At 48.8% G+C, this 23,083-nt stretch carries 14 protein-coding genes, 1 tRNA gene and 5 pseudogenes; 11 read left to right on the top strand and 9 right to left on the bottom strand.

What is annotated here, in order from left to right; translation table 11 throughout:
• Positions 1–42: 42 nt before the first annotated feature.
• The 3 genes from FDX14_RS19345 to pepA form a co-directional block, all read right to left on the bottom strand.
• Positions 43–2,898, bottom strand: a complete 2,856-nt coding sequence (locus FDX14_RS19345) for a valine--tRNA ligase (protein ID WP_061382764.1) — start codon at positions 2,896–2,898, stop codon at positions 43–45.
• Positions 2,898–3,341 (bottom strand): DNA polymerase III subunit chi, encoded by a 444-nt coding sequence (holC, locus tag FDX14_RS19340; protein ID WP_042312678.1) that lies wholly within the window; start codon positions 3,339–3,341, stop codon positions 2,898–2,900. The genes FDX14_RS19345 and holC overlap by 1 nt, the downstream gene beginning before the upstream one ends.
• 136 nt (positions 3,342–3,477) lie before the next feature.
• Positions 3,478–4,989 carry a leucyl aminopeptidase gene (gene pepA / locus FDX14_RS19335; protein WP_038636783.1) on the bottom strand — a complete coding sequence of 504 codons (1,512 nt, stop codon included), beginning with the start codon at positions 4,987–4,989 and terminating at the stop codon, positions 3,478–3,480.
• A gap of 153 nt (positions 4,990–5,142) precedes the next feature.
• Here pepA and FDX14_RS25325 point away from each other — a divergent pair, with 153 nt between their 5' ends.
• The 3 genes from FDX14_RS25325 (at position 5,143) to lptG (ending at position 7,438) form a co-directional block, all read left to right on the top strand.
• Positions 5,143–5,193: a hypothetical protein gene (locus FDX14_RS25325; protein ID WP_212723231.1), complete on the top strand. Its 51-nt coding sequence runs from the start codon at positions 5,143–5,145 to the stop codon at positions 5,191–5,193.
• A 62-nt stretch (positions 5,194–5,255) separates the two neighbouring features.
• Entirely contained in the window at positions 5,256–6,356 is a 1,101-nt protein-coding gene (lptF, locus tag FDX14_RS19330; RefSeq protein WP_042312675.1) for an LPS export ABC transporter permease LptF, read from the top strand.
• Positions 6,356–7,438 (top strand): LPS export ABC transporter permease LptG, encoded by a 1,083-nt coding sequence (gene lptG / locus FDX14_RS19325; protein ID WP_042312673.1) that lies wholly within the window; start codon positions 6,356–6,358, stop codon positions 7,436–7,438. The genes lptF and lptG overlap by 1 nt, the downstream gene beginning before the upstream one ends.
• Before the next feature lie 40 nt (positions 7,439–7,478).
• On the opposite strand, the gene FDX14_RS19320 is transcribed toward lptG, so the two are convergent.
• Together FDX14_RS19320 and ahr are read right to left on the bottom strand one after the other, a co-directional pair.
• Entirely contained in the window at positions 7,479–8,981 is a 1,503-nt protein-coding gene (locus FDX14_RS19320; RefSeq protein ID WP_137350076.1) for a helicase HerA-like C-terminal domain-containing protein, read from the bottom strand.
• 136 nt (positions 8,982–9,117) lie between these two features.
• Positions 9,118–10,137, bottom strand: a complete 1,020-nt coding sequence (gene ahr / locus FDX14_RS19315) for an NADPH-dependent aldehyde reductase Ahr (protein WP_137350075.1) — start codon at positions 10,135–10,137, stop codon at positions 9,118–9,120.
• 220 nt (positions 10,138–10,357) lie between these two features.
• Between ahr and FDX14_RS19310 the strand changes: the two genes are divergently transcribed.
• The 6 genes and pseudogenes from FDX14_RS19310 (at position 10,358) to FDX14_RS19290 (ending at position 14,647) form a co-directional block, all read left to right on the top strand.
• Positions 10,358–10,442, top strand: a tRNA-Leu gene (locus FDX14_RS19310).
• Between the two features lie 198 nt (positions 10,443–10,640).
• Positions 10,641–11,774: pseudogene (locus tag FDX14_RS19305) on the top strand (tyrosine-type recombinase/integrase); the annotation flags it as partial.
• A pseudogene (locus FDX14_RS25515) lies at positions 11,761–12,086 on the top strand (phosphorothioated DNA-binding restriction endonuclease family protein); the annotation flags it as partial. The pseudogenes FDX14_RS19305 and FDX14_RS25515, both read left to right, overlap by 14 nt.
• A 239-nt stretch (positions 12,087–12,325) precedes the next feature.
• Positions 12,326–12,466, top strand: a pseudogene (locus FDX14_RS25320) (helix-turn-helix domain-containing protein); the annotation flags it as partial.
• A gap of 377 nt (positions 12,467–12,843) precedes the next feature.
• A complete protein-coding gene (locus tag FDX14_RS19295; protein WP_071836778.1) occupies positions 12,844–13,032 on the top strand; it encodes a hypothetical protein in 189 nt (62 codons plus the stop codon).
• Positions 13,022–14,647, top strand: coding sequence for an N-6 DNA methylase (locus tag FDX14_RS19290; protein ID WP_137350074.1), 1,626 nt, complete (start codon positions 13,022–13,024; stop codon positions 14,645–14,647). The genes FDX14_RS19295 and FDX14_RS19290 overlap by 11 nt, the downstream gene beginning before the upstream one ends.
• Positions 14,648–14,717: 70 nt before the next feature.
• On the opposite strand, the gene FDX14_RS19285 is transcribed toward FDX14_RS19290, so the two are convergent.
• Complete coding sequence (locus FDX14_RS19285) at positions 14,718–17,714, bottom strand: Eco57I restriction-modification methylase domain-containing protein (protein WP_137350073.1); 2,997 nt, start codon at positions 17,712–17,714, stop codon at positions 14,718–14,720.
• A 658-nt stretch (positions 17,715–18,372) separates the two neighbouring features.
• On the opposite strand from FDX14_RS19285, the pseudogene FDX14_RS19280 reads away from it, so the two are divergent.
• A pseudogene (locus FDX14_RS19280) lies at positions 18,373–18,665 on the top strand (hypothetical protein).
• On the top strand, positions 18,638–18,982 hold the full coding sequence (locus FDX14_RS19275; RefSeq protein WP_137350072.1) for a hypothetical protein: 345 nt from the start codon (positions 18,638–18,640) through the stop codon (positions 18,980–18,982). Before FDX14_RS19280 ends, FDX14_RS19275 begins: the two are co-directional and overlap by 28 nt.
• A 41-nt stretch (positions 18,983–19,023) precedes the next feature.
• Here the strand turns inward: FDX14_RS19275 and FDX14_RS19270 are convergent, their stop codons facing one another.
• The 3 genes and pseudogenes from FDX14_RS19270 to FDX14_RS19260 form a co-directional block, all read right to left on the bottom strand.
• Positions 19,024–19,926, bottom strand: a complete 903-nt coding sequence (locus tag FDX14_RS19270) for an AbiTii domain-containing protein (protein WP_137350071.1) — start codon at positions 19,924–19,926, stop codon at positions 19,024–19,026.
• A gap of 87 nt (positions 19,927–20,013) precedes the next feature.
• A pseudogene (locus FDX14_RS19265) lies at positions 20,014–21,225 on the bottom strand (site-specific integrase).
• A 155-nt stretch (positions 21,226–21,380) separates the two neighbouring features.
• Entirely contained in the window at positions 21,381–22,253 is an 873-nt protein-coding gene (locus FDX14_RS19260) for a phosphorothioated DNA-binding restriction endonuclease (RefSeq protein ID WP_137350070.1), read from the bottom strand.
• Positions 22,254–23,083: the final 830 nt, after the last annotated feature.

Genomic DNA, 23,083 nt, shown 5'->3' with positions numbered 1-23,083 from the left:
GTGTCGGATGCGCTACGCTTATCCGACCTACGGGATCGATGATTACAGCGCGGCGATGACCGCCTGCTGCTCAATCAGCTTCGCTTTCGCTTCTGCGTAACCGTCCAACTTCTCACGCTCTTTGGCGATCACCGCTTCCGGTGCGCGAGCGACGAAACCTTCGTTGGAGAGTTTGCCTTCGATACGGGCAATCTCACCTTCGATTTTCGCCACTTCTTTCGCCAGACGCGCCAGCTCATCTTCTTTGTTGATGAGGCCAGCCATCGGGATCAGCAGTTCAGCTCCGTCGATGATTTTGGTCACGGAAACCGGACCTTTGTCATCGGCAGGCAGCACGGTGATGCTTTCCAGACGCGCCAGGTTCAGCAGGAAGCTGCGGTTGTCGTTCACACGACGCATCGCGTCAGCGCTGCAACCACGCAGCAGCAGCTCCAGCGGTTTACCCGGGGCGATGTTCATTTCCGCACGAATGTTACGCACGGCAACGATCGCCTGCTTCAGCCATTCGGTATCGGCCAACGCGGCTTCATCAACCTGCGCGGCGTTATATTCCGGGAACGGCTGCAGCATAATGGTATCGGCGGTAATACCGCAAATGACCTTCACGCGCTGCCAGATGGTTTCAGTGATGAACGGGATGATTGGGTGCGCCAGGCGCAGCAGACCTTCCAGCACGGTGACCAGCGTATTGCGGGTGCCGCGCAGTTCAGATTCGGAACCCCCGGTCATTACCGGCTTGGTCAGCTCCAGATACCAGTCGCAGAACTGGTTCCAGGTGAACTCGTACAGGATGCCCGCAGCGATATCGAAGCGGAAGTTATCCAGCGCTTCGCGGTACGCTTTCACGGTCTGGTTGAATTCCGCCAGGATCCAGCGGTCCGCCAACGACAGCGTCATTTCACCGCCGTTGAAGCCGCAATCCTGATCTTCAGTGTTCATCAGCACGAAGCGGCTGGCGTTCCACAGCTTGTTACAGAAATTACGGTAACCTTCCAGACGCTTCATATCCCAGTTGATATCGCGGCCGGTCGAAGCCAGCGCCGCCAGGGTAAAGCGCAGGGCGTCGGTGCCGTGCGGCTCGATACCGTTCGGGAACTGCTTCTCGGTACGCTTGGCAATCTTCTCAGCCAGCTGCGGCTGCATCATGTTGCCGGTACGTTTTTCCAGCAGCTCCGGCAGGGAGATGCCGTCGACCATATCCAGCGGGTCAATAACGTTACCCTTGGACTTGGACATCTTCTGGCCTTCGTCGTCGCGAATCAGACCGGTCATGTAGACGGTATGGAACGGAACCTGCGGCTTGCCGTTTTCATCTTTGATGAAGTGCATGGTCATCATGATCATGCGGGCAATCCAGAAGAAGATGATGTCGAAGCCGGAAACCATCACGCTGGTTGGGTGGAACTGACGCAGGGCGTCGGTATTTTCCGGCCAGCCGAGGGTGGAGAAGGTCCACAGCGCGGAGGAGAACCAGGTATCGAGAACGTCTTCGTCCTGACGAAGCGCAACGTCGGCGCCGAGGTTGTTTTCCTGACGCACTTCGTCTTCTGTACGGCCAACGTAGACGTTGCCGTCGTTGTCGTACCATGCCGGGATACGGTGACCCCACCACAGCTGACGGGAGATACACCAGTCCTGAATATCGCGCATCCAGGAGAAGTACATGTTTTCGTACTGCTTCGGCACGAACTGAATGCTACCGTTTTCAACGGCTTCAACCGCTGGTTTCGCCAGCACGTCAGCACGCACGTACCACTGGTCGGTCAGCATCGGTTCGATAACCACGCCGCCACGGTCGCCGTAAGGGACGGTCAGATCGTGCGGTTTAATTTCTTCCAGCAGGCCCAGCGCGTCAACGGCTGCGACGATCGCCTTACGGGCAGCAAAACGTTCCAGCTTCTGGAACTCTGCCGGGATCGCGTTGGAGTAAACGTCAGACTCTTCGCCTTTGGTGTCGTACACTTCCGCAGTTTCGCGGATGTCGCCGTCAAAGGTCAGAATATTGATCATCGGTAGGGCGTGACGTTTCCCGACTTCGTAGTCGTTAAAATCGTGTGCCGGAGTGATCTTCACGCAGCCGGTGCCTTTTTCCATATCGGCGTGTTCGTCGCCAACGATTGGAATACGGCGGTCAACCAGCGGCAGAATAACGAATTTGCCGATCAGATCTTTATAACGCGGATCTTCCGGGTTCACGGCCACGCCAGTATCGCCGAGAATGGTTTCCGGACGGGTAGTGGCGACGACCAGATAATCTTTACCATCTGCGGTTTTCGCGCCGTCGGCCAGCGGATAGCGGATGTGCCACATTGAGCCTTTGGACTCGCGGTTTTCCACTTCCAGGTCAGAGATGGCGGTGCGCAGTTTCGGGTCCCAGTTCACCAGGCGCTTGCCGCGGTAAATTAGGTCTTCTTTGTACAGGCGAACGAAGACTTCTTTCACGGCATTGGAAAGACCTTCGTCCATGGTGAAGCGCTCGCGCTCCCAGTCAACGGAGTTGCCGAGACGGCGCATCTGACGGGTAATGGTGCCGCCGGATTCCGCTTTCCACTGCCAGATTTTGTCGATGAACGCATCGCGACCGTAGTCGTGACGAGTTTTACCTTCTTCAGCGGCAATCTTACGCTCAACCACCATCTGGGTAGCGATACCCGCGTGGTCGGTACCGGCCTGCCACAGAGTGTTTTTGCCCTGCATGCGCTGGTAGCGAATCATGGTGTCCATGATGGTTTGCTGGAAAGCATGACCCATATGCAAACTGCCGGTGACGTTCGGCGGCGGGATCATGATGCAGAAGGACTCTTTGCTTTCATCGCCGTTAGGTTTGAAATAGCCCTGCTTTTCCCAGTGCTCGTAAAGCGGCTGTTCGATATCTTGTGGGTTATATGTCTTTTCCATTATTTCCAGGTTGCCGTATTCAGGTTAAAACCAGCCACGCGGTAAGCTTTGTAGCGATCGCGTGCCGATTGTTTCAAAGAATCTTCGTAAGGGACGAAGTCTATCACTTCTGTGAAAGCGGTGGCAAAATCTGCAAAGCCAACGCGCAAACTGATGAGCAGGTCGCGCGGGCTGCTGTTGCGTTTTTCCGGCCAGGCAATCTCTACCGGTGCGCCGCCTCTGGGACCTTCACCCGCCAGATTATGCGGCACGAAGCTTTCTGCCGGTCTTGCCCACAGGGCTTCATCAAGGCGAAAGGCCTGCTTTTCGTTTTCGCAGGCGATCAGCACGCGCTTGCCAGCACGCCAACGTTCTGCGGCAATTTCACACACCAGTTGCTCGACGGCGCTTAAGCCATCAACGGTAGTGTCATTATCCAGAAGATAGAACGTCGCATTCTTCATATATGGGGCTTCTTGTGGTGAATTTAAATGCGTTGCCATGATGCACCCCGTAGGCCTGATAAGGCGCATTAGCGCCGTCATCAGGCATTTTGCCGGATGGCGCGGCGCTTATCCGGCCTACGGGGTAATCTCAAACTTACTCGTCGCCGTTAAATCCGGCGCGATTAAGCAGGAACTGCGACAGCAGCGCTACCGGACGACCAGTGGCACCTTTGGCTTTACCGGAACGCCATGCGGTACCCGCGATGTCCAGGTGCGCCCAGTTATATTTACGGGTAAAGCGCGACAGGAAGCAGCCCGCGGTGATAGCACCACCAGGACGGCCGCCTATGTTAGCCATATCCGCAAAGTTGGACTCCAGTTGTTCCTGGAATTCATCACCCAACGGCAGACGCCACGCGCGGTCGCCCGCCTGCTCAGACGCGCCAATAAGCTCGTGCGCCAGCGGATTGTGGTTCGACATCAGGCCGGTGATGTGATGGCCCAAGGCAATCACGCACGCGCCAGTCAGCGTTGCCACGTCAATGACCGCTTCCGGTTCAAAACGCTCGACGTAGGTTAACACGTCGCACAGCACCAGACGGCCTTCTGCATCGGTGTTCAGCACTTCAACGGTTTGACCAGACATGGTCGTCAGCACATCGCCCGGGCGATACGCGCGACCACCCGGCATGTTTTCACAGCCCGCCAGTACGCCGACGACGTTGATTGGCAACTGTAGCTCTGCCACCATGCGCATCACGCCATACACAGCTGCCGCGCCGCACATATCGTATTTCATCTCATCCATGCCTTCGGCAGGTTTGATGGAGATACCGCCGGAGTCAAAGGTTAACCCTTTACCCACCAACACGATCGGGCGTACGTCTTCGGATTCGACACCTTTATACTCAATCACCGACATCAGCGACTCGTTTTGCGAACCATTGCCGACCGCAAGATAGGAGTGCATGCCCAGCTCTTTCATCTGCTGCTCACCTATGACGCGGGTGACAACATTTTTGCTATAGCTATCAGCCAACTGACGTGCCTGTGAGGCCAGGTAGGCGGCGTTACAGATATTCGGCGGCATGTTGCCGAGATCTTTTGCCGCTTTGATCCCGGCGGCAATCGCCAGGCCGTGCTGAATGGCACGTTCACCGCTGGTCAATTCGCGGCGGGTCGGTACGTTAAAGACCATTTTACGCAGCGGACGACGTGGTTCGCTTTTGTTAGTCTTCAACTGATCAAAGCTGTACAGCGTTTCCTGTGCCGTCTCAACGGCTTGACGTACTTTCCAGTAGTTATTGCGACCTTTAACGTGTAGCTCAGTCAGGAAGCAGACGGCTTCCATTGAGCCTGTATCATTCAGGGTATTTATAGTTTTCTGAATGACCTGCTTATACTGACGTTCATCAAGCTCACGCTCTTTACCACAACCGATGAGGAGAATTCGCTCAGACAGGACGTTAGGAACATGGTGCAGCAACAGGGTTTGACCTGGTTTGCCTTCCAGTTCGCCACGACGCAGCAGTGCGCTGATGTACCCATCGCTGATCTTGTCGAGCTGCTCTGCAATCGGAGAGAGGCGGCGTGGTTCAAAGACGCCCACGACGATGCAGGCACTCCGCTGTTTCTCCGGGCTACCGCTTTTTACACTGAACTCCATGCACTACGCTCCTGAATCTTAAAGACAACGGCGGTGGCTACGGATAGAATTGCAAGCTTTCGTAACTCATTCCCGCTGTTGCGGTGACTTCGTGTTAATCTTAACGTTATTACGGCATTGGCACGTCAGAACAATTTCTGAGAGGTGGATCCGTTGAGTATAATGATCTTAGCGACGATTTCGACGACTCAAGAGAATAAATGACGTTGAAGCCATGAAACAAGCTAAATTCCGGCAAAAGACGGGTTTTTACGGGCGTATTTAAAGTGATAATCATAAGATATCTGGTTCGGGAAACGCTCAAAAGCCAACTTGCGATCCTATTCATCCTGCTTTTGATCTTCTTTTGTCAAAAGTTAGTCAGGATCCTTGGTGCGGCGGTTGACGGTGATATCCCGGCGAATCTGGTGCTCTCGCTGCTGGGGCTGGGCGTGCCAGAAATGGCGCAACTTATCTTGCCCTTAAGCCTGTTCCTCGGGCTGCTGATGACGCTGGGCAAACTGTATACCGAAAGTGAAATTACGGTCATGCACGCCTGTGGGCTGAGCAAGGCTGTGCTCGTGAAAGCGGCGATGGTGCTGGCGTTGTTTACCAGTATTATTGCGGCGGTTAACGTGATGTGGGCCGGACCATGGTCCTCCAGGCATCAGGACGAAGTGCTGGCGGAAGCGAAAGCTAACCCCGGCATGGCCGCGCTTGCTCAGGGGCAATTCCAGCAGGCGACTAACGGCGGTTCGGTGCTGTTTATCGAAAGCGTTGACGGCAGCAACTTCAAAGATGTGTTCCTCGCGCAAATCCGCCCGAAAGGTAATGCCCGTCCTTCGGTGGTGGTGGCTGATTCCGGACATCTTACCCAGATGCGCGATGGCTCCCAGGTCGTGACGCTGAACCAGGGTACGCGCTTTGAAGGGACCGCGCTGCTGCGTGATTTCCGCATCACTGACTTCCAGGATTATCAGGCGATTATTGGCCATCAGGCCGTGGCGCTGGATCCAAACGATACCGACCAGATGGATATGCGTACGCTGTGGACGACCGACAACGATCGTGCCCGCGCGGAGCTGACCTGGCGTATCACATTAGTATTCACTGTATTTATGATGGCGCTGATGGTCGTACCGCTGAGCGTGGTGAACCCACGTCAGGGGCGCGTACTGTCGATGCTGCCCGCAATGCTGCTCTATTTGCTGTTCTTCCTGGTCCAGACATCGCTGAAGTCGAATGGCGGCAAAGGTAAGCTGGATCCGGTGTTCTGGATGTGGGCGGTTAACCTGGCGTATCTGGCGCTGGCGATTGTACTTAACCTTTGGGATACGGTGCCGATGCGCCGCTTGCGTGCCCGTTTTATGCGTAAAGGAGCGGTATAATGCAGCCCTTTGGTGTACTTGACCGCTATATCGGTAAAACCATTTTCACCACCATCATGATGACGTTGTTCATGCTGGTGTCGCTCTCCGGGATCATCAAGTTTGTCGACCAGCTGAAAAAAGCCGGGCAGGGGAGCTACGATGCGATGGGCGCCGGGCTGTATACCCTGCTCAGCGCACCAAAAGATATCCAGATTTTCTTCCCGATGGCGGCGCTGCTCGGCGCGTTGTTGGGGCTGGGCATGTTGGCTCAGCGCAGTGAACTGGTGGTGATGCAGGCTTCCGGCTTTACCCGTATGCAGGTGGCGCTGTCGGTGATGAAAACCGCGATTCCGCTGGTGCTGTTGACGATGGCCATCGGTGAGTGGGTGGCGCCGCAGGGCGAACAGATGGCGCGTAACTACCGTGCGCAGCAGATGTACGGTGGCTCGCTGCTCTCTACCCAGCAGGGTCTGTGGGCGAAAGATGGTGACAGCTTTGTCTACATCGAGCGGGTGAAAGGCGACGCCGAATTAGGCGGGATTAGCATCTACTCCTTTAACGATAAGCGTCGTTTGCAGTCCGTTCGCTATGCTGCGAGCGCGACGTTTGACCCGGAGCAGAAGGTCTGGCGTCTGTCGCAGGTGGATGAATCTAACCTGACCAATCCAAAGCAAATCACCGGTTCGCAGATGGTTAGCGGGACCTGGAAAACCAACCTTACGCCGGACAAGCTCGGCGTCGTCGCGCTGGACCCTGATGCGCTCTCGATTAGCGGTTTGCATAACTACGTGAAGTACCTGAAGTCGAGCGGCCAGGACGCCGGACGCTACCAGCTCAATATGTGGAGCAAAGTCTTCCAGCCGCTATCAGTGGCGGTCATGATGCTGATGGCGCTGTCGTTTATCTTTGGCCCGCTGCGTAGCGTCCCGATGGGCGTGCGCGTGGTGACAGGGATTAGCTTCGGTTTTGTGTTCTATGTGCTGGACCAAATCTTTGGCCCATTAACGCTGGTGTACGGCATTCCGCCGATTATCGGCGCGTTGCTGCCAAGCGCCAGCTTCTTCCTGATAAGCCTGTGGCTGATGCTGCGTAAGTCATAATATCCGCCCCTCCCGTAGTGCGGGAGGGGCAGTTTCACTGCTAGCGTTTTCTCCCGCCCATTAAACTCCCCAACATGCCGCGGATTATCTGATTGGTGACCTGTCGCGCCGCGCTTTTCGCCGCGCTCTGTACTACGCCATCGCGCTTACCGCCGCGTGGACCGGTGCTGCCAAACAGAATATCTTTCAACCCCCCGAGAATACCGCCATCCACGTCGATCGCTTTACCGTTGGCGGGAGGCGTATTTTGCTGCTCGGTGCTGGCCTGTACGCCTTGCTGTAAACGCTCATAGGCGGACTCACGGTCGACCTCTTCCTCATATTTTCCGTACAACGAGGAGTGATTAATCAGCCCGTTGCGCTCGTCGTCGGTTACCGGCCCCATGCGCGAGCACGGCGCAATCACCATCGCCCTTTCCACCACCGACGGGCTACCTTTGGCATCGAGGAAGGAAATTAGCGCTTCGCCGGTGCCCAGCTCCTGAATGGCTTTTTCAGTGTCAAAGGCTGGGTTGGCGCGCATAGTTTGCGCCGCGGTTTTCACCGCTTTCTGATCTTTCGGCGTGAAGGCGCGCAGGGCATGTTGCACGCGGTTCCCCAACTGGCCGAGTACGTTGTCCGGAATATCGGACGGGTTTTGCGAAACGAACCACACGCCGACCCCTTTCGAGCGGATCAGGCGGATCACCTGTTCAATTTTATCCAGCAGCACCTGCGGAGCGTCGTTGAACAGCAGGTGGGCTTCATCGAAGAAGAACACCAGCTTCGGTTTTTCCAGATCGCCGGCTTCCGGTAATTGTTCATACAGCTCGGAGAGCATCCACAACAGGCTGGCGGCGTACAGTTTGGGCATCTGGTACAGCTTTTCGGCGCTGAGGATGTTGATCATCCCTTTACCGCTGGCATCGGTACGCATCCAGTCTTTGATATCCAGCATCGGCTCGCCAAAGAAGTGCGCCGCTCCCTGTTGTTCCAGTGACAACAGTCCGCGCTGGATAGCGCCCACCGAGGCGCTGCTGATGTTGCCGTACTGGTTCTGGAACGATTTAGCGTTATCGCCGATGTACTGCGTAATGGCCCGCAGATCTTTGAAATCCAGCAGCAACAGACCCTGGTCATCGGCAATGCGGAAGATAATATCCAGCACGCCGGACTGCACATCGTTGAGATTCAGCAGACGCGCCAGCAGCAGCGGCCCGAGGTCAGAGACCGTGGCCCGCACCGGGTGGCCTTTTTCGCCGAAGATATCCCACACCGTGACCGGATTAGCATGCGGTTGCCAGTCGGTAATGCCGATGTTTTTCAGGCGGGCGAGCAGCTTTTCAGAGGCTTGTCCTTCCTGCGCTACGCCGGTTAAGTCACCTTTTACGTCAGCCATAAATACCGGCACGCCAATCTCAGACAGCGATTCGGCCAGTTTCTGTAGCGTGACGGTTTTACCGGTCCCGGTCGCGCCGGTAATCAGCCCGTGACGGTTGGCCATGCCTTGGAGTAAAAACAGTTCGGTGTCCGGCGTGCGGGCGATTAGCAGGGGTGCGCTCATTGAGATTTCCTCCATTTATCCTGCCTGGAGTATAGGCAACCGTGACGCACTCTTCACCGCTAAATTGCGGAGATTGCGAGGAGAATTCCAAAGTGGCGGGAATAGCCGGGAGGTTTACTCCCCCCGGCAGAGATAATCAGAAGTCGGCTTTCAGCACCACGCGGTAGCGGGCCTTGCCGTCGCGCACGTGCTGGATAGCTTCGTTAATTTTCGACATTGGGTACAGTTCGGTGGTCGGCGATACCTTGCTGCGCCCGGCGAACTTCATCAGCTTGCGCAGTTCGAACGGCGTACCTGTCGCCGAACCAGAGATGCTGCGATCGCCGGCTATCAAAGTGAACGCCGGCACCGGCAGCGGCTTCAGCACCGCGCCGACGGTATGGAAGTTACCGCCGTAGGCCAGCGCTTCAAAATAGGGCTGCCAGTCGAGGTCGACGTTAACCGTGTTAATGATGAGATCGAACTGGCCTGCCAGCGCTTTTAGCGCATCCGGATCGCGGCTGTTGACCACCTTATCCGCTCCCATCGCCAGCACCTCCTGCTCTTTCGCCGGATTAGAGCTGAACGCGGTCACCTCGCAGCCCATCGCGTGTAACAGCTTAATGGCGATATGCCCCAGGCCGCCGATGCCGATCACCCCGACGCGGCTGGTGGCAGTGATGTGGTGCATCAGTAGCGGTTTGAACACCGTGATACCGCCGCACAGCAATGGGCCAGCTGCCGCTAGATCGATGCTCTCCGGCAGCGGGATCACCCACTGCCAGTCGGCCCGCAGCTTCTCGGCAAAGCCACCGCGATTGAGAATCGTGGGAACGGAACCTTGCAGGCAGTTAATCTGATTACCGCTGATACAGGCGTCGCAATGCCCGCAACTGCGTGCCGTCCAGCCAACGCCGACGCGCTGGCCAACTTTCAGACCCTTATTCTGCGCCGCGCTGCCGAGCGCCGCCACGCGACCAATCACCTCATGCCCGGCAACCAGCGGATACTGAGAGAACCCCCATTCGTTGTCGATCATCGACAAATCGGAATGGCAGATACCGCAGTAATCGACCTGTACCTCGACATCTTCCGGCTTAAGCTCGCCCGCATCATATTCATAGAGTTCGAGTTCGCTGCCCGCCGATTTTGCGGCGTAGCTTTTTATCATCGACATCGTGTTTCCCTCAGTGTGGTGTTGAACTGGAAGTGTAGAGCATGGGGAAACCGGACGCTTCGCAGAAGGGGGGATTAAGGAGGTGGCAAACTGTGATGATGGTTACAGCTAAGAAAGGTAATGCTGAAATTTTCAACACTTAGCGAGCCAGACGCACGCTGGCGCTTGCATGGTGGCGCATGACAGGTATAATCCACAACGTTTTCCGCATCCCTTCCGTGCCGGAGTGGCGAAATCGGTAGACGCAGTTGATTCAAAATCAACCGTAGAAATACGTGCCGGTTCGAGTCCGGCCTTCGGCACCATCGGAACATCAATAGACGTCAACGGACGTCTTTTTTTGTGCCTGAAATCCAGTATCCGCAAGGCTTTCCTCGCTTTTTCACTCAACCTAAGTCAACCTGATTCAATCTACATCAACTTACTGATGCGGGTACAACTGCGGGTATATCGCGGTTCGATAATGTTTGTACCCACACAGAATCCTTGAAAGGATATTCATCATGGCTCTGAGTGATGTGAAGGTTCGTTCGGCTAAGCCTGAAGCAAAAGCCTATAAACTTACTGACGGCGACGGTATGGTTTTGCGGGTTCATCCTAATGGCTCCAAATACTGGCGGCTACGTTATCGCTCCGGTGGTAAAGAGAAGATGCTGGCGCTGGGGAAATACCCTGAGGTTTCGCTGGCGGATGCCAGGGCGCGCCGGGATGAAGCCCGTAAGCTGTTAGCTAATGGCGTCGATCCCAGTGAGAACAAGAAAGCCGTTAAGGTAGAGCTGAAGCAAGAGGCGATAACGTTTGAAGTTGTCGCCAGAGACTGGCACGCCAGCAATCAGAAGTGGTCTGCATCGCACAGCGCTCGTGTCTTGAAAAGTCTCGAAGATAATCTCTTTGCTGCCATTGGTAAGCGGAACATTGCGGAACTGAAGACGCGGGATCTGCTCGTACCCATCAAAGCTGTGGAGTCATCCGGGCGTCTTGAAGTCGCTGCTCGTTTGCAGCAGCGTACTACCGCGATTATGCGCTTTGCTGTGCAGAGTGGGTTAATCGACTACAACCCCGCTCAAGAGATTGCCGGTGCGGTTGCTACGGCGAAAAGACAGCATCGTGCGGCACTGGAGCTTAACTGTATACCTGAATTACTTCATCGCATTGATCACTATTCTGGTAGGCCGCTAACTCGATGGGCGACAGAACTCACTTTGCTGATCTTTATTCGGTCCAGTGAGCTGCGTTTTGCTCGTTGGTTAGAGATCGATTTCGAAGCGTCTATATGGACTATCCCACCGGAGCGGGAGCCTATTCCCTGAGTGAAGCATTCCCATAGAGGCTCAAAAATGCGTACAACGCATCTAGTGCCTCTTTCAACGCAAGCCCTTGCAATTTTAAAGCAGATAAAACAGTTTAGTGGGGCTCATGACCTGATATTTATTGGTGATCACGATTCGCACAAGCCCATGAGTGAGAATACGGTAAATAGTGCGCTACGGGTCATGGGGTATGATACAAAAGTTGAGGTCTGTGGTCATGGCTTCCGAACAATGGCCTGTAGTTCATTGATCGAATCAGGTTTGTGGTCTCGTGATGCTGTTGAACGTCAAATGAGCCACATGGAGTGTAATTCAGTGCGCGCCGCATAATCCATTGTTATTGCTATACGTATTAGCGGGATACCTAAATGAACATCCACGCCTTTTCGATTATGGTCGGAAATCTACGAACCTCTGCACAGTTTACTGGAACTTTTTTGGCCACAGCGTTCACAGTACCGACCTGATATGCCGTTCTGGCAATTACACAATGCCGAGCTTTACTCAACAGCAAGGAGTAGTCAACAACCGCCAGTGAGGGAACTGACCAAATACCACGTTGCAGGCAGTTTTGATGAACAGCACTACGCCTTGGTAACCGTCAATAAAAAACTCATCAATACTCTAGTGCAACAGATGTACCCGAAGCGCAACGCTTTCTTGACCAAGTTTTGGTATTAATTGATGGCGCAGAGGCTGAAGCGAATGAGGCAGACCATAACCTGCAGTCGGGAGTTGAACGCCTGACGACAAGAAATGAGCTAGAGCAGTAACCACGGGGACTGACAGCGTGTCAGAACCTGAGTCAAAAGTGATCCACATCCAATGCCTGAAATCAGATCTAGGGGTTAATCTGCTCTCCTGATTCAGTAGAGCTTATGGTCACTTTTGAGACAGTTATGGAAATTAAAATCCTGCACAAGCAGGGGATGAGTAGCCGGGCGATTGCCAGAAAACTGGGGATCTCCTGCAATACCGTTAAACGTTATTTGCAGGCAAAATCTGAGCCGCCAAAATATTGCAGTTGCTACAGTCAGAGTATTACAAGCATGGAGCTGCGGAATGGCCGACGGCGCTTGAAGGAAGATAGAGAAGGCTTAAAGATAGTAGGCATTGAGTCATGCGAAACTGCAACTTGGATAATGCGTGCCACAGCGGCCCGATTTTGGCAGTATCTTTAGGATATTCAGTATATTCAGGGTGGCATAGCCTTACGCCTTTATGCCTTTTAGCTCTCTAGCCCTGCAAAGCCTTCCCCCTTACCATATTAGCTAGGGGATTCTTCGAACTTCTCAAACGGTTGAAAAGGATGCTGAGGGGCAGCCAGCTTTTTCTTTAGTTGCTCTCAAAACTCATGTACTATATATAACATAACATATAGTACATGGGTGTTAATGTGGCAAAAGGTGAATCAGGACGCATAGTCCTAGAAGTCGAGCCAGAACTAAAAAAAGCTCTCTACTCAGTTCTTGCAATGGAACAAAAAACTCTTAAAGACTGGTTTGTTGATAAGGCTCAAAAACATATATGCGAGAAAAAATCCGAGCTAATAGAGAGATTTTCGAAGGTAGACAATGAAATTTAAAGCAGATCAAACCTCACAAAAACTTAGAGGTGGCTATTACACCCCACAAAACCTAGCTGATTATGTAACTAAATGGGTATTAAGTAAGAATCCTAAAACCATACTTGAGCCGAGTTGTGGTGATGGTGTGTTTATTCAGGCTATGGCTAATAATGGTTATGACTCTAACATTGAGTTATCTTGCTTTGAATTGTTCGACACAGAAGCATCTAAGGCTCTCGATCGCTGTAAACTGAACAATTTTTCTAATGCAACGATTACAGAGGGAGATTTTCTAGTCTGGGCTAATGAATGTCTTAAGAAAAATGAGCAGATATTTGATGGAGTTTTAGGTAATCCTCCATTCATCCGTTATCAGTTCCTTGAAAGAAATTTCCAAGAACAAGCTCAGTTGGTCTTCGAACATCTAGACCTAAAATTTACAAAGCACACTAATGCTTGGGTTCCATTCCTACTTTCTTCATTAGCCCTTCTCAAACACGGTGGAAGAATAGGGATGGTCATACCATCTGAGATTAGTCATGTAATGCACGCTCAATCATTGAGAAGCTACTTAGGTCACGTTTGCTCTAAGATTGTCATCATTGACCCTAAAGAGATTTGGTTTGAAGACACATTACAGGGGGCCGTTATTCTCCTGGCAGAGAAAAAGCAATATCCAGATGAAGCATCGCAAGGTATAGGTATTGTTAGTGTTAGTGGTTTTGAATTCCTTCAAGAAGATCCAAACGTTCTATTTAATGATACGGCAGGAATAAATGGTGAAACAGTTGAAGGTAAATGGACTAAAGCAACACTTGATATTGACGAGCTTCAGCTAATTAAACGAGTAATTGCTCATCCAGATGTTCGTAAATTTAAAGATATAGCTAAAGTCGATGTAGGTATTGTGACGGGTGCTAACAATTATTTTCTTGTTGATAATGAAACAGTTAAGTCATATAAGTTAGAACGTTTTGCTCACCCTATGTTTGGCAGGAGCCAACATTGCCCCGGCATTATTTATGATGAGAAGCAGCACGTTGAAAACCAGGAAAATGGTTTACCAACCAATTTCTTATACATAGATGAAGAGTTTCAAGATCTTTCTAAAAGTGTCAAAAATTACATAGAGCTAGGTGAAGCGAAGGAATATCACAAGCGTTATAAGTGCCGTATACGTAAGCCTTGGTTCAAGGTCCCATCTGTATATAGTACAGAGATTGGAATGTTAAAGCGTTGCCACGATGCACCACGCTTAATTCATAACAAAGTTAGAGCATATACCACTGATACTGCATATAGAGTTTCTACAACAGTTACTAGTGCTGAGAACTTAGTGTGTAGTTTTTTGAACCCTATAACGGTCATTACAGCCGAACTCGAGGGACGCTTTTACGGCGGTGGCGTTCTTGAACTTGTTCCATCCGAGATAGAAAAACTATATATCCCTATCGTTGAAGGATTAGAACATAACGTTGAAGAACTCAACCTATTGATTAAAGATGGTCAAATAGAGAGGGTAATTCGACAACAAGGTTCACTAATCTTAGACAAGCTTGGTTTTACTCAAGAAGAAAATGAAAAACTTATAGAAATATGGAAAAAGCTTAGAGATAGAAGGCTACGTAAGTAGCGTTTAAAAAGTATGGGGCTCGCAATAAAATCAATGCAGCTAAAAGCTGCATTGATTTTATCTGGTAAACTTATAGGTTTTTGTATAGGTCTTCTACTGTCGGAATCTCGGAATCTAAATCTCCCAAGTCAAAAAGATTCTTAATCAAATCATCCATTTGGATTTTTTCTTGTTCAAATTGCCTTTCGAATATGATTTTATCTCTATCACCTGATTTGTGAGTTTGGCTATACAATTTATTCAAGGACTGTTGCTTTAAACTGATCTTATCATGTATTTCTTTCTGTTTTGGATCATCAAAATCAATAGTAGGAATAGGCATTCTCGTTTGAACCTTTGTCCCACGAGCAACAAATCCACCTCTAAAAATCTCACCATATATTGAAGCAAACCACTCAAGATACTTTGATGTAAGGATTGCTTGGATATAATAGATAGAGTATCTAACGTCATTAGGGACGTTGATAATGCTATAACCCGCAGTGCCGCCAGAAGAAACAAAAGTTCTATGATTATCAATGCTGTACTTATACCCATTAGATAGAACACCGACAATCAGCTTTTGATCAACATCGCAGTTCTCTAATGCTTGGCTACGTCCATATCTGTACCATTCATTAGGTCCAGTTGGATCAGGCTTAATAGAGCGTTTCTTATCATTCAAATGGACTTTTACAACGTGCAGGAACTCAAACAACTTAGGATATTGACGTTTTAGTTCATCGTATTCAATAAACTGGATTCTTTCGCCCATTTTTTTGTATGGATAAACAACAAATGAATTAGGTTCAACGTCTTTATAAGTATAGAAACTATCATCACCCGAACGATTTGTTTCGAAGTAAGGGCGAGTCAATTCTTTTTCAATGTGGTATTCAACTCCATCATATTCAAAATAAATAAAACCATTTTCAGATTTGATTTCTTTATGAATATAGTATTTATTTGCGCTTGTCTGAATACCATTTGCAACATTACTTTTTCCTACAATGTTGCCTAGCTGTTCAGATTTTGAAAACATTAGTTTCAAAATGTCATTTGTTTTCTGTTCTAGAACCCAAGTGTCAGAATCAAGAGAGCTAGTTTGATATGTATTTGATAATAGAGACTTATCTTCACGAGTTAACCATTTCTTGAAGTCTTTTACTTCATAAAAAGAAAAGTTATCGTGATTTGCTTTATTTAAAAATAACAAACAAGTGTAAGTTGTTTTATTCTTGAATACTTGATGAGATCCAAAGGAAATAAATTTAGACAAATATTTGTTTTCTGATAAAAACTTGCGAAGTTTTTTCCCTGCACCTACTTTTATGAACTTGGACGGAAGAATATAGCCTAAATAGCCGTGTTCTTTAAGAACTTGCATTGAACGCTCAATAAATAAAAAGTACTTATCGAATTGCTTAAAAGCAGATTTATATTTCCTCTTGTAAATATCTAATTCCTTTGGCGTTAACTGATTCATATGCTCAGTTGCCATATAAGGAGGGTTTCCAACGATCACATCAAATTGGTGGTTAGGCAAATCAAATGGATTAACTGAAACAATATCTTCTTGTTTAACTTTGTCTCCACTATCTATCAAGCTATTCCCGAATAGGATGTTCATATCCAGTGCAGGCAAAATAGGTGTACCTTTACCAATGGTTTCTTTAGTTTCGCCTTCGAGAAGCTTTAGCAATAAACCAAAGGTACAAGCTTTTGTTGCGTTATAGTCTTTATCAATACCATATATACATTTACATAGAATTTCTTTTTTTACTTCGAATTTAAGTTTGTATGTATGTTCAGATAATTGTTGAAGTTTAGATTTGTCATTTTGTATATAATAATCAACAAGGATATCTTGGATGAATTGGAATACCTCAATAATAAAAGCACCTGAGCCACAAGCAATATCAGCAAATTTTGAATTCAATATCTCAATATCTGACTTGCCTTTGCAATATTCTACGACAGTATTTCTAATGATTTCTTTTACAATGTGAGTTGGAGTAGTAACAACGTCTCTATCGATATGTTCCTCTTTCGGTTGAAGCTTAACGTTTCCGAATTCATCCACACGAACTTTCTCACTCAGGAATATTTCATATATATTACCTAAAATATCAGAAGAGAAAACAGAGAAAGAGTATGTGCTTTGTGGGAAGTATAATTGTTCTATGATGCTCCAAATGCAAGAGTTAGCATTGCTTAATAACTCATCAATATATTCTAGCGAGAATAATCCTGAATTATATTTTTTGTCTGAGGATTTTAATTTTTTGACTAAAGATTGAAAGTCCTTATCTTGTGCAAAGTGATAAAGAGTTTCGTATTCTTCCAAGTCTCTGTCTTCACAGACACGAAGGAAAACAATACTGTTAATATAATTTTGCACAAGATCGTTTAATTTTTCTTCTGGAAGTTCGTCTTTGATCTGCAAAAATTCATTCGCAAGAAGTAAACGCCAATCATTAATTTGTTTGAGGAATAGATCATCAACGCTAAATCTCAGTATCTTATTTTCAATTTCTGACCATTCATTGTCAAAATGACCAGTGTAAACACTTTCGCGACCGATAAGGTTATTAATTTCATCAAACTTATCTACGAGTTCAGTGAAATGATACAACTTGATTCTAGAGTTTGCTACTGAATCAGTTTCTTTAACCTGATTAGAACAGTCATAAATTGCCGTATACTCGAAGTTCGATAACACAGAAATTTTCAATTTGGCTGTGAACCCGTATCGTCTAACTTGTAAAGCAGGCTCTATAGTAGTTGATACATCAACACTAGGTTTTTTGGCTTCAAGGAAAAATTTACGCTCAGAGAAGAGTCTAAACGTGTAGTCCGGCTTTTTAGTATTTTCGCCTGCTCGGGCTTTTAAACCTTCCTCTACAAGCACTTCGCGTTCGTTTGTGGGTTTTCCTGCTGCGTTCGTTATGTCCCAACCGAGAATAAGGAATAGTTGATCTAAAAAATCCGTTCTTAGTTGAGTTTCGTTGTATCTGGTAGAACGATAATAATCAATATCGTTTTTGTATTTATCAATTAGTCTTTGTAGCTGAGCTTTTTTATTCATCAATTTCTCACAACGATATTTATCAAAAAGTAGATTTCTAATGATTGTAATTCTTGTGCCGAAGTATTGTTAGTTAAGTTATCCTTAAAAACAGTTCCATTCTTTACGTCTCTTGTTGTGCTGCTCAGATTCCGCTGTCACTATTTTTACCTCAAAAACCACCGAAACACTACCAATAGGTGGCTTTTCGATGATGACCAAGGAAAGTGTGGTAGAGCAAGTGTTACCGGCGAGATAACGGGGTTCCGGAGCGTGCACACAACGACGATTGCAGGCGAAATCACTGACGCCAGATCTGCTCTTTTAGTATGTCTTCTCAGTCAGGTGATCGCCGCTCCCGAACCACATCCCGGGTGCTCTGCTTCTGGTACTGCGTCGTTTCGCCCGGTGACACGAAGCCCGGTACATTGCACCAGGCATCCAGCTCAACTGGTCCAGATCAGGAACATCGAAATACGCCTCTATGACATATAACATCACGTTATATTCCGGCATGTCGGGAGCATGAGTCTGGGTCAGAAGAGATCTCGTCTCGAAGTGGCGGTCATCAGATCGCGCAGGGCGTCTAAGCAAAAGGAACGGTTTACAGCGGCCAGCGAGGGTTTGACCATTGAGTAATACCGGGCAATGCACCCGGCTTACAGAGAGGATAAAGAAGATGACAACCACGATTAAATTAAGGTGGCGGTACATCGAGCCGCCGCCAATGACTGGCGCACTCGCTCACCTGAAACAGTGGATACCGGAGAGCCTGAGCTTGAAGCTGAATTTCGTAAGCTGCTGGGGCTAATGCGCCGCAACGGTATCAGTGACGAACGCGTTAATGCGATGGCTGATGAGCTTTATGTTCTGGTTTGCCAACGCCAGCGAGAAGAATACGAAGACTGCAAGAGAGCTGCATCTGACAATGGAGACTTTGAATCATGGTTACACGGACAGACCAGCTACTAAGAAAAGCTATGCGGGGCTATCTGGAACACCTTGGCAACATGCCGCTGGCAGAACGGATTACAAATGCTGCTGTATTCGAAGATGTGTATCGCTTCCTGTTGAATGGTTCCGGGCGGCTGGAGCTGCGCCTTGCGTCTGCCGTGCTGGATCACTGCCACCGAACCGGGCGCGTGCGCGCTGTGGTGCATCGTTCTGCTAACGCTGCTGAGGGAGGCCGCTACGTTGGACGGACGTGTGGTGTTAGCGCTACGAATTTAAGGACTATGATTGGCAGCTATCGCAAGCAATACACTGATATTGGCGTGTTATATCCATAACAGCGGGGTAATAAACCCCGCCGAAATAGTAGTGTAACCACTCATACAGGAATGTTGTAGTAATGACAAATTGCATTAGTTAGTAGAACTGGTGCAGCAGACGCTGCAATATTTAGCGTTCCCGCATATGCTTTACCAATCATATTTACAACCCACTTCCCAAGGCTATCACTGAAATTGTCCGGGGTAGTTGGGGCTGGTGATTCTTGTATAGCTTGATGAAGGCTCTTAATATCTTCATCATTAGCGCCCCAATCCTTGAGCTGCTTTTCAAGCGAGTTGAAGTCTCCAGCGTTGACAGTATTATTTTGTGAAATGTCCCCGTTACCAGAGCCGATAACGCCGGCGTTGTTTACGTTGCCATGAATGTTGGTCACGTTATGGACAGTCATTGGTGCTACCTCTTTTTCTCTTAGTGAAAACTGTAACCCTTCGCCTAAAATACCCTTTGACTCTAAATCTAAAGACCAGTCGAGAATTTTATTCCTGACGGTAGTTATTACATGTTCTAAGATTCCCGGACTAATAACCCACACGATTTCTGTTTTTTGACCGATGCCTTCATACAACGTATCCGCCATCCAATCCGGTAAAGGAAGAAAAGGGGTTTCTCCTTTATTATTCATCTTCTTAACGGATGATATTGATTCTGTAATATGAAACGTTGATACCATTGCATTTAATTCCGCGTCGTTGAAGTTGACCACAAGCGGAACCCAGCTTTGGTGTTGGGGACTATATGCTTTTAACTGCGATTGACCTTTCCTGTATTCAGGAACCGTATCAAAGCTGGGATAGCCATTTAATTCGAGCTGTATCCACTCGGTCAAATCGCTGAGGCCGAGCTTCACTGAAATCATTTTGGCCTTCATGAGTACAGATAAAATATCGGAGTCGGGATCGCATGCTAGTGCTTGAAGTTCAAGAACTGGTGAGTTAGCCATATCAAGACCTTAGTATTGTTTTGATAAGGTATCTTACCCGCATCGAACCATGCAGTCTAAGGTTCGCAGGCTAAACTCACCCATGAGTTAGATGTTTATTCCTTCATGCTGGATGAGTTCGACATACTTACCGATCTCTACAGGGGAAGCTGCATTTTTCGAGTAAGTTTTGAAGCTCTCTATACTCCCGCGCTCATGACCGACGAGCAGGGCAATACGATCCTCTGGTACTTGAGCACGGTCGAGCTGTTGCACAAACGCATGGCGGAGTGAATGAAACACTTTTCTCTCTGCGGCAGGTTCGCCAAGAGCTTTGCGCTTCGCTCGTGTGAACTGCTGGGTGTGCCACGTTTAACGCTTTCCGTCTGCCCGGTCTGTGATTGAGGCGTGATAGAACAGAAAACCGCTATGTGTGGTCTTGAGCAACGACTTCACGAGAGGGATTATCTTGCTGTGTACAGGGACGATTCGCGCCGCGATCTTAGTCTTCCCCTCGGTGATCTCAAAACACAATATACCCTCGATAGTTTTAATGCTGCTTTCACGTAGCGTACATATCTCATTGATCCGCATACCGCTGTATGCACCAATAGCCGTTACCGCCTTCATCTCGTCATCAAGCAAGGCATACACCTTTGCCAGCGCTCCCGGTGCGAAGACTTTATAGCTGACCTTGCTGCTTTTTGCTTCGAGCGCATGGCCGCGCCAAGGATTGTCCTGTGGTACATCGTGATAGCGATTGCGTGCCAGATCCCATATCTGCGCCAGTGCGCTTATATAGTTTTGGATAGTTTGGGGCGCTCGCTCAGTTTTAAGCTTATCTAACCAGCCTGTAACTATGGTTCGGTTAATATCCCGTAACTGAATATCTTTCTTTTTCAGGTGGGTTAACAGCACCTCTACGGCTTTGTTGGTCTTGGATAACGTGGTTAGCTTTCTCTTCTCGCTGTATTGGAGAAGATACAGATCGCGCATTTTAAGTAGGGAAGGGCAAGCCTGAACCGATGCACCAAACGATGCTGGGACTTCCTTGGCGTACACACTGACACGGCGTAGCCCATCAATGATTTGTTCGACGGATGAGCCACCTTGCGGCTTAAGCAGATTCCGTAAGCGAGTCCATTCCAGAGCAATAGCATCTCGAAACAATCGCGCTTGGCGTATGTCTCGTGTTCCTGTGCTTTTCATAAAATAGCGCTTCCCTTGGAACAGGTGACGCATATAGCTGGGAATAGCTATCCGCACGAGGTAATTCCCGCAGGGATCTAAAACTAGATAACGCTCTCTCTTGAAACTCATACAAACCCCGGTTATGTTGTCGGGGCTTTATCATGGCTAAACAGTCTGTGAAATGTGCCGGGGTTATGAGTTTTAATCTAGCTAGTTCAACGAGTTAACGATGATTTTTGAAGCAAGCTAAGCCGCCTAAACCCGTGCCGGTTCGAGTCCGGCCTTCACCCTCTAAATACCTCTTTCCTGTGCCACTCCACAAACCCATCTTTTGGATAATTCTCGCGCATCATCGGCAGCGCTATCGATTTACCGTCGAAATCCCAGAACAGTCTGCCCACCATGCTGCTGCCATTCACTGCGGGTGACACCTGAACCCGCATACTCTCATCCAGCCCAATCGAACCTTTATCAAAGGCTTTATGGTGGATTGCACACAACGCCAGGCCGTTTGAAATCTCGCACGGGCCGCCGTGCTGTTTCCATTTGATATGGGCGGCTTCCAGGGCGACTGAGGTGCTATCGTGGCGCATATTGAAGCCACAAATGGCGCATTCATAGTTATAGGCACGCAGAACCTGCTGGCGGAACAATGGGTCCCGCTGTTTGCGGATTTGCAGGATATCAAATCCCAGTTCATCCGCGATCTCTTCCTGAATGCTTTCGGTGAAGTGCGCCTCGAGGATCTGCTGGGCCAGGGCGTTGATGAGGTTGTTGCTCTTTTTCAGCAGGGCAAAATGTTGTTCATCAAAGCCACCGGCAACGTTATGCGTCACCAGTTCTCCGGCAGAGGGCTGTTTGCTGCTGCCGGATGTTGAACAATGCTCGGCGTTTTGTAGCTCCCAGAACCCATCTCCCTGTAAGCGCCAGAAGGGCATATCCGGGCGGTACTGCGCGCGTTGTGGTCCAAATCGTTCCAGCAGGCTATGCAACGGGTCGCGAACTTCCGTACCGTAGTCAAACAGGCGACCGTGACCCTGCTGATAACCCGCCAGCACATGAAGCAGCAGCAGGGGCTTGTGCGGCGCGCGCTGCTCGCCTTTACGCCAGATGGTGATGTCGGCAATTGCCTGTTGCAGGGTTTTACTGGAACTCATTGATTTCATTATCAGGTAAATAATTGCGATGATGCTCGCAAAATATCACCTGATCAAGGGGGGATGAGACCGATACACTATCTTCGGTATTATTCATCGTACTTATTCATTATCTTTCACACGCCTGAATATCCCCATGCTCCAGAAAACAACGCCTGTAGGAATCTGGCCAAAAATGCGATCTAACTCACTGAAGCAAATAGCAAACTCTGAAACAACACCAATTTGTACACTTTGCTTTACACTTTTAGTGATGTGAATCACAAATAGTAACCCGCGAAGTGATCCGACTCTCACAAAATGGGGTGTACTCATTCACCAATACAAAATGAGAACAGCCTGGAAAGTAAAGTTTTCAGTATTTCTGGTCGCAGATAACGCTCAACAGCGAACGACAAAAACAACACGCAAAAAAACTTGTTGAATATGAATAGTTAAAAAAATGACGTGTGATTTGCATCACTCACATTTACAGCTTTTTGAATTATTGCCAGTGATTAATGTTGCTCGGACTATTTCCATAATCAATTAAATCTTGCATAGTGCCTGCACATTATTTCACCCCCTGACGCAGGAGGCGAATAGTTATATTTCATCAGACTTTATTGATGAACCAGGTATGCTTTACTTCACATTAATACGTACATGACCACTGTTACTGGAGAAACGTGATTTGCATCACTCACATTTACAGCTTTTTGAATTATTGCCAGTGATTAATGTTGCTCGGACTATTTCCATAATCAATTAAATCTTGCATAGTGCCTGCACATTATTTCACCCCCTGACGCAGGAGGCGAATAGTTATATTTCATCAGACTTTATTGATG

The sequence above is a fragment of the Citrobacter sp. wls710 genome, assembly GCF_005281115.1.
Classification (GTDB): Bacteria; Pseudomonadota; Gammaproteobacteria; order Enterobacterales; family Enterobacteriaceae; genus Citrobacter; species Citrobacter werkmanii.
The sequence above is the reverse complement of the archived record's forward strand: the minus strand, read 5'-3'. Positions and strand labels throughout refer to the sequence as shown.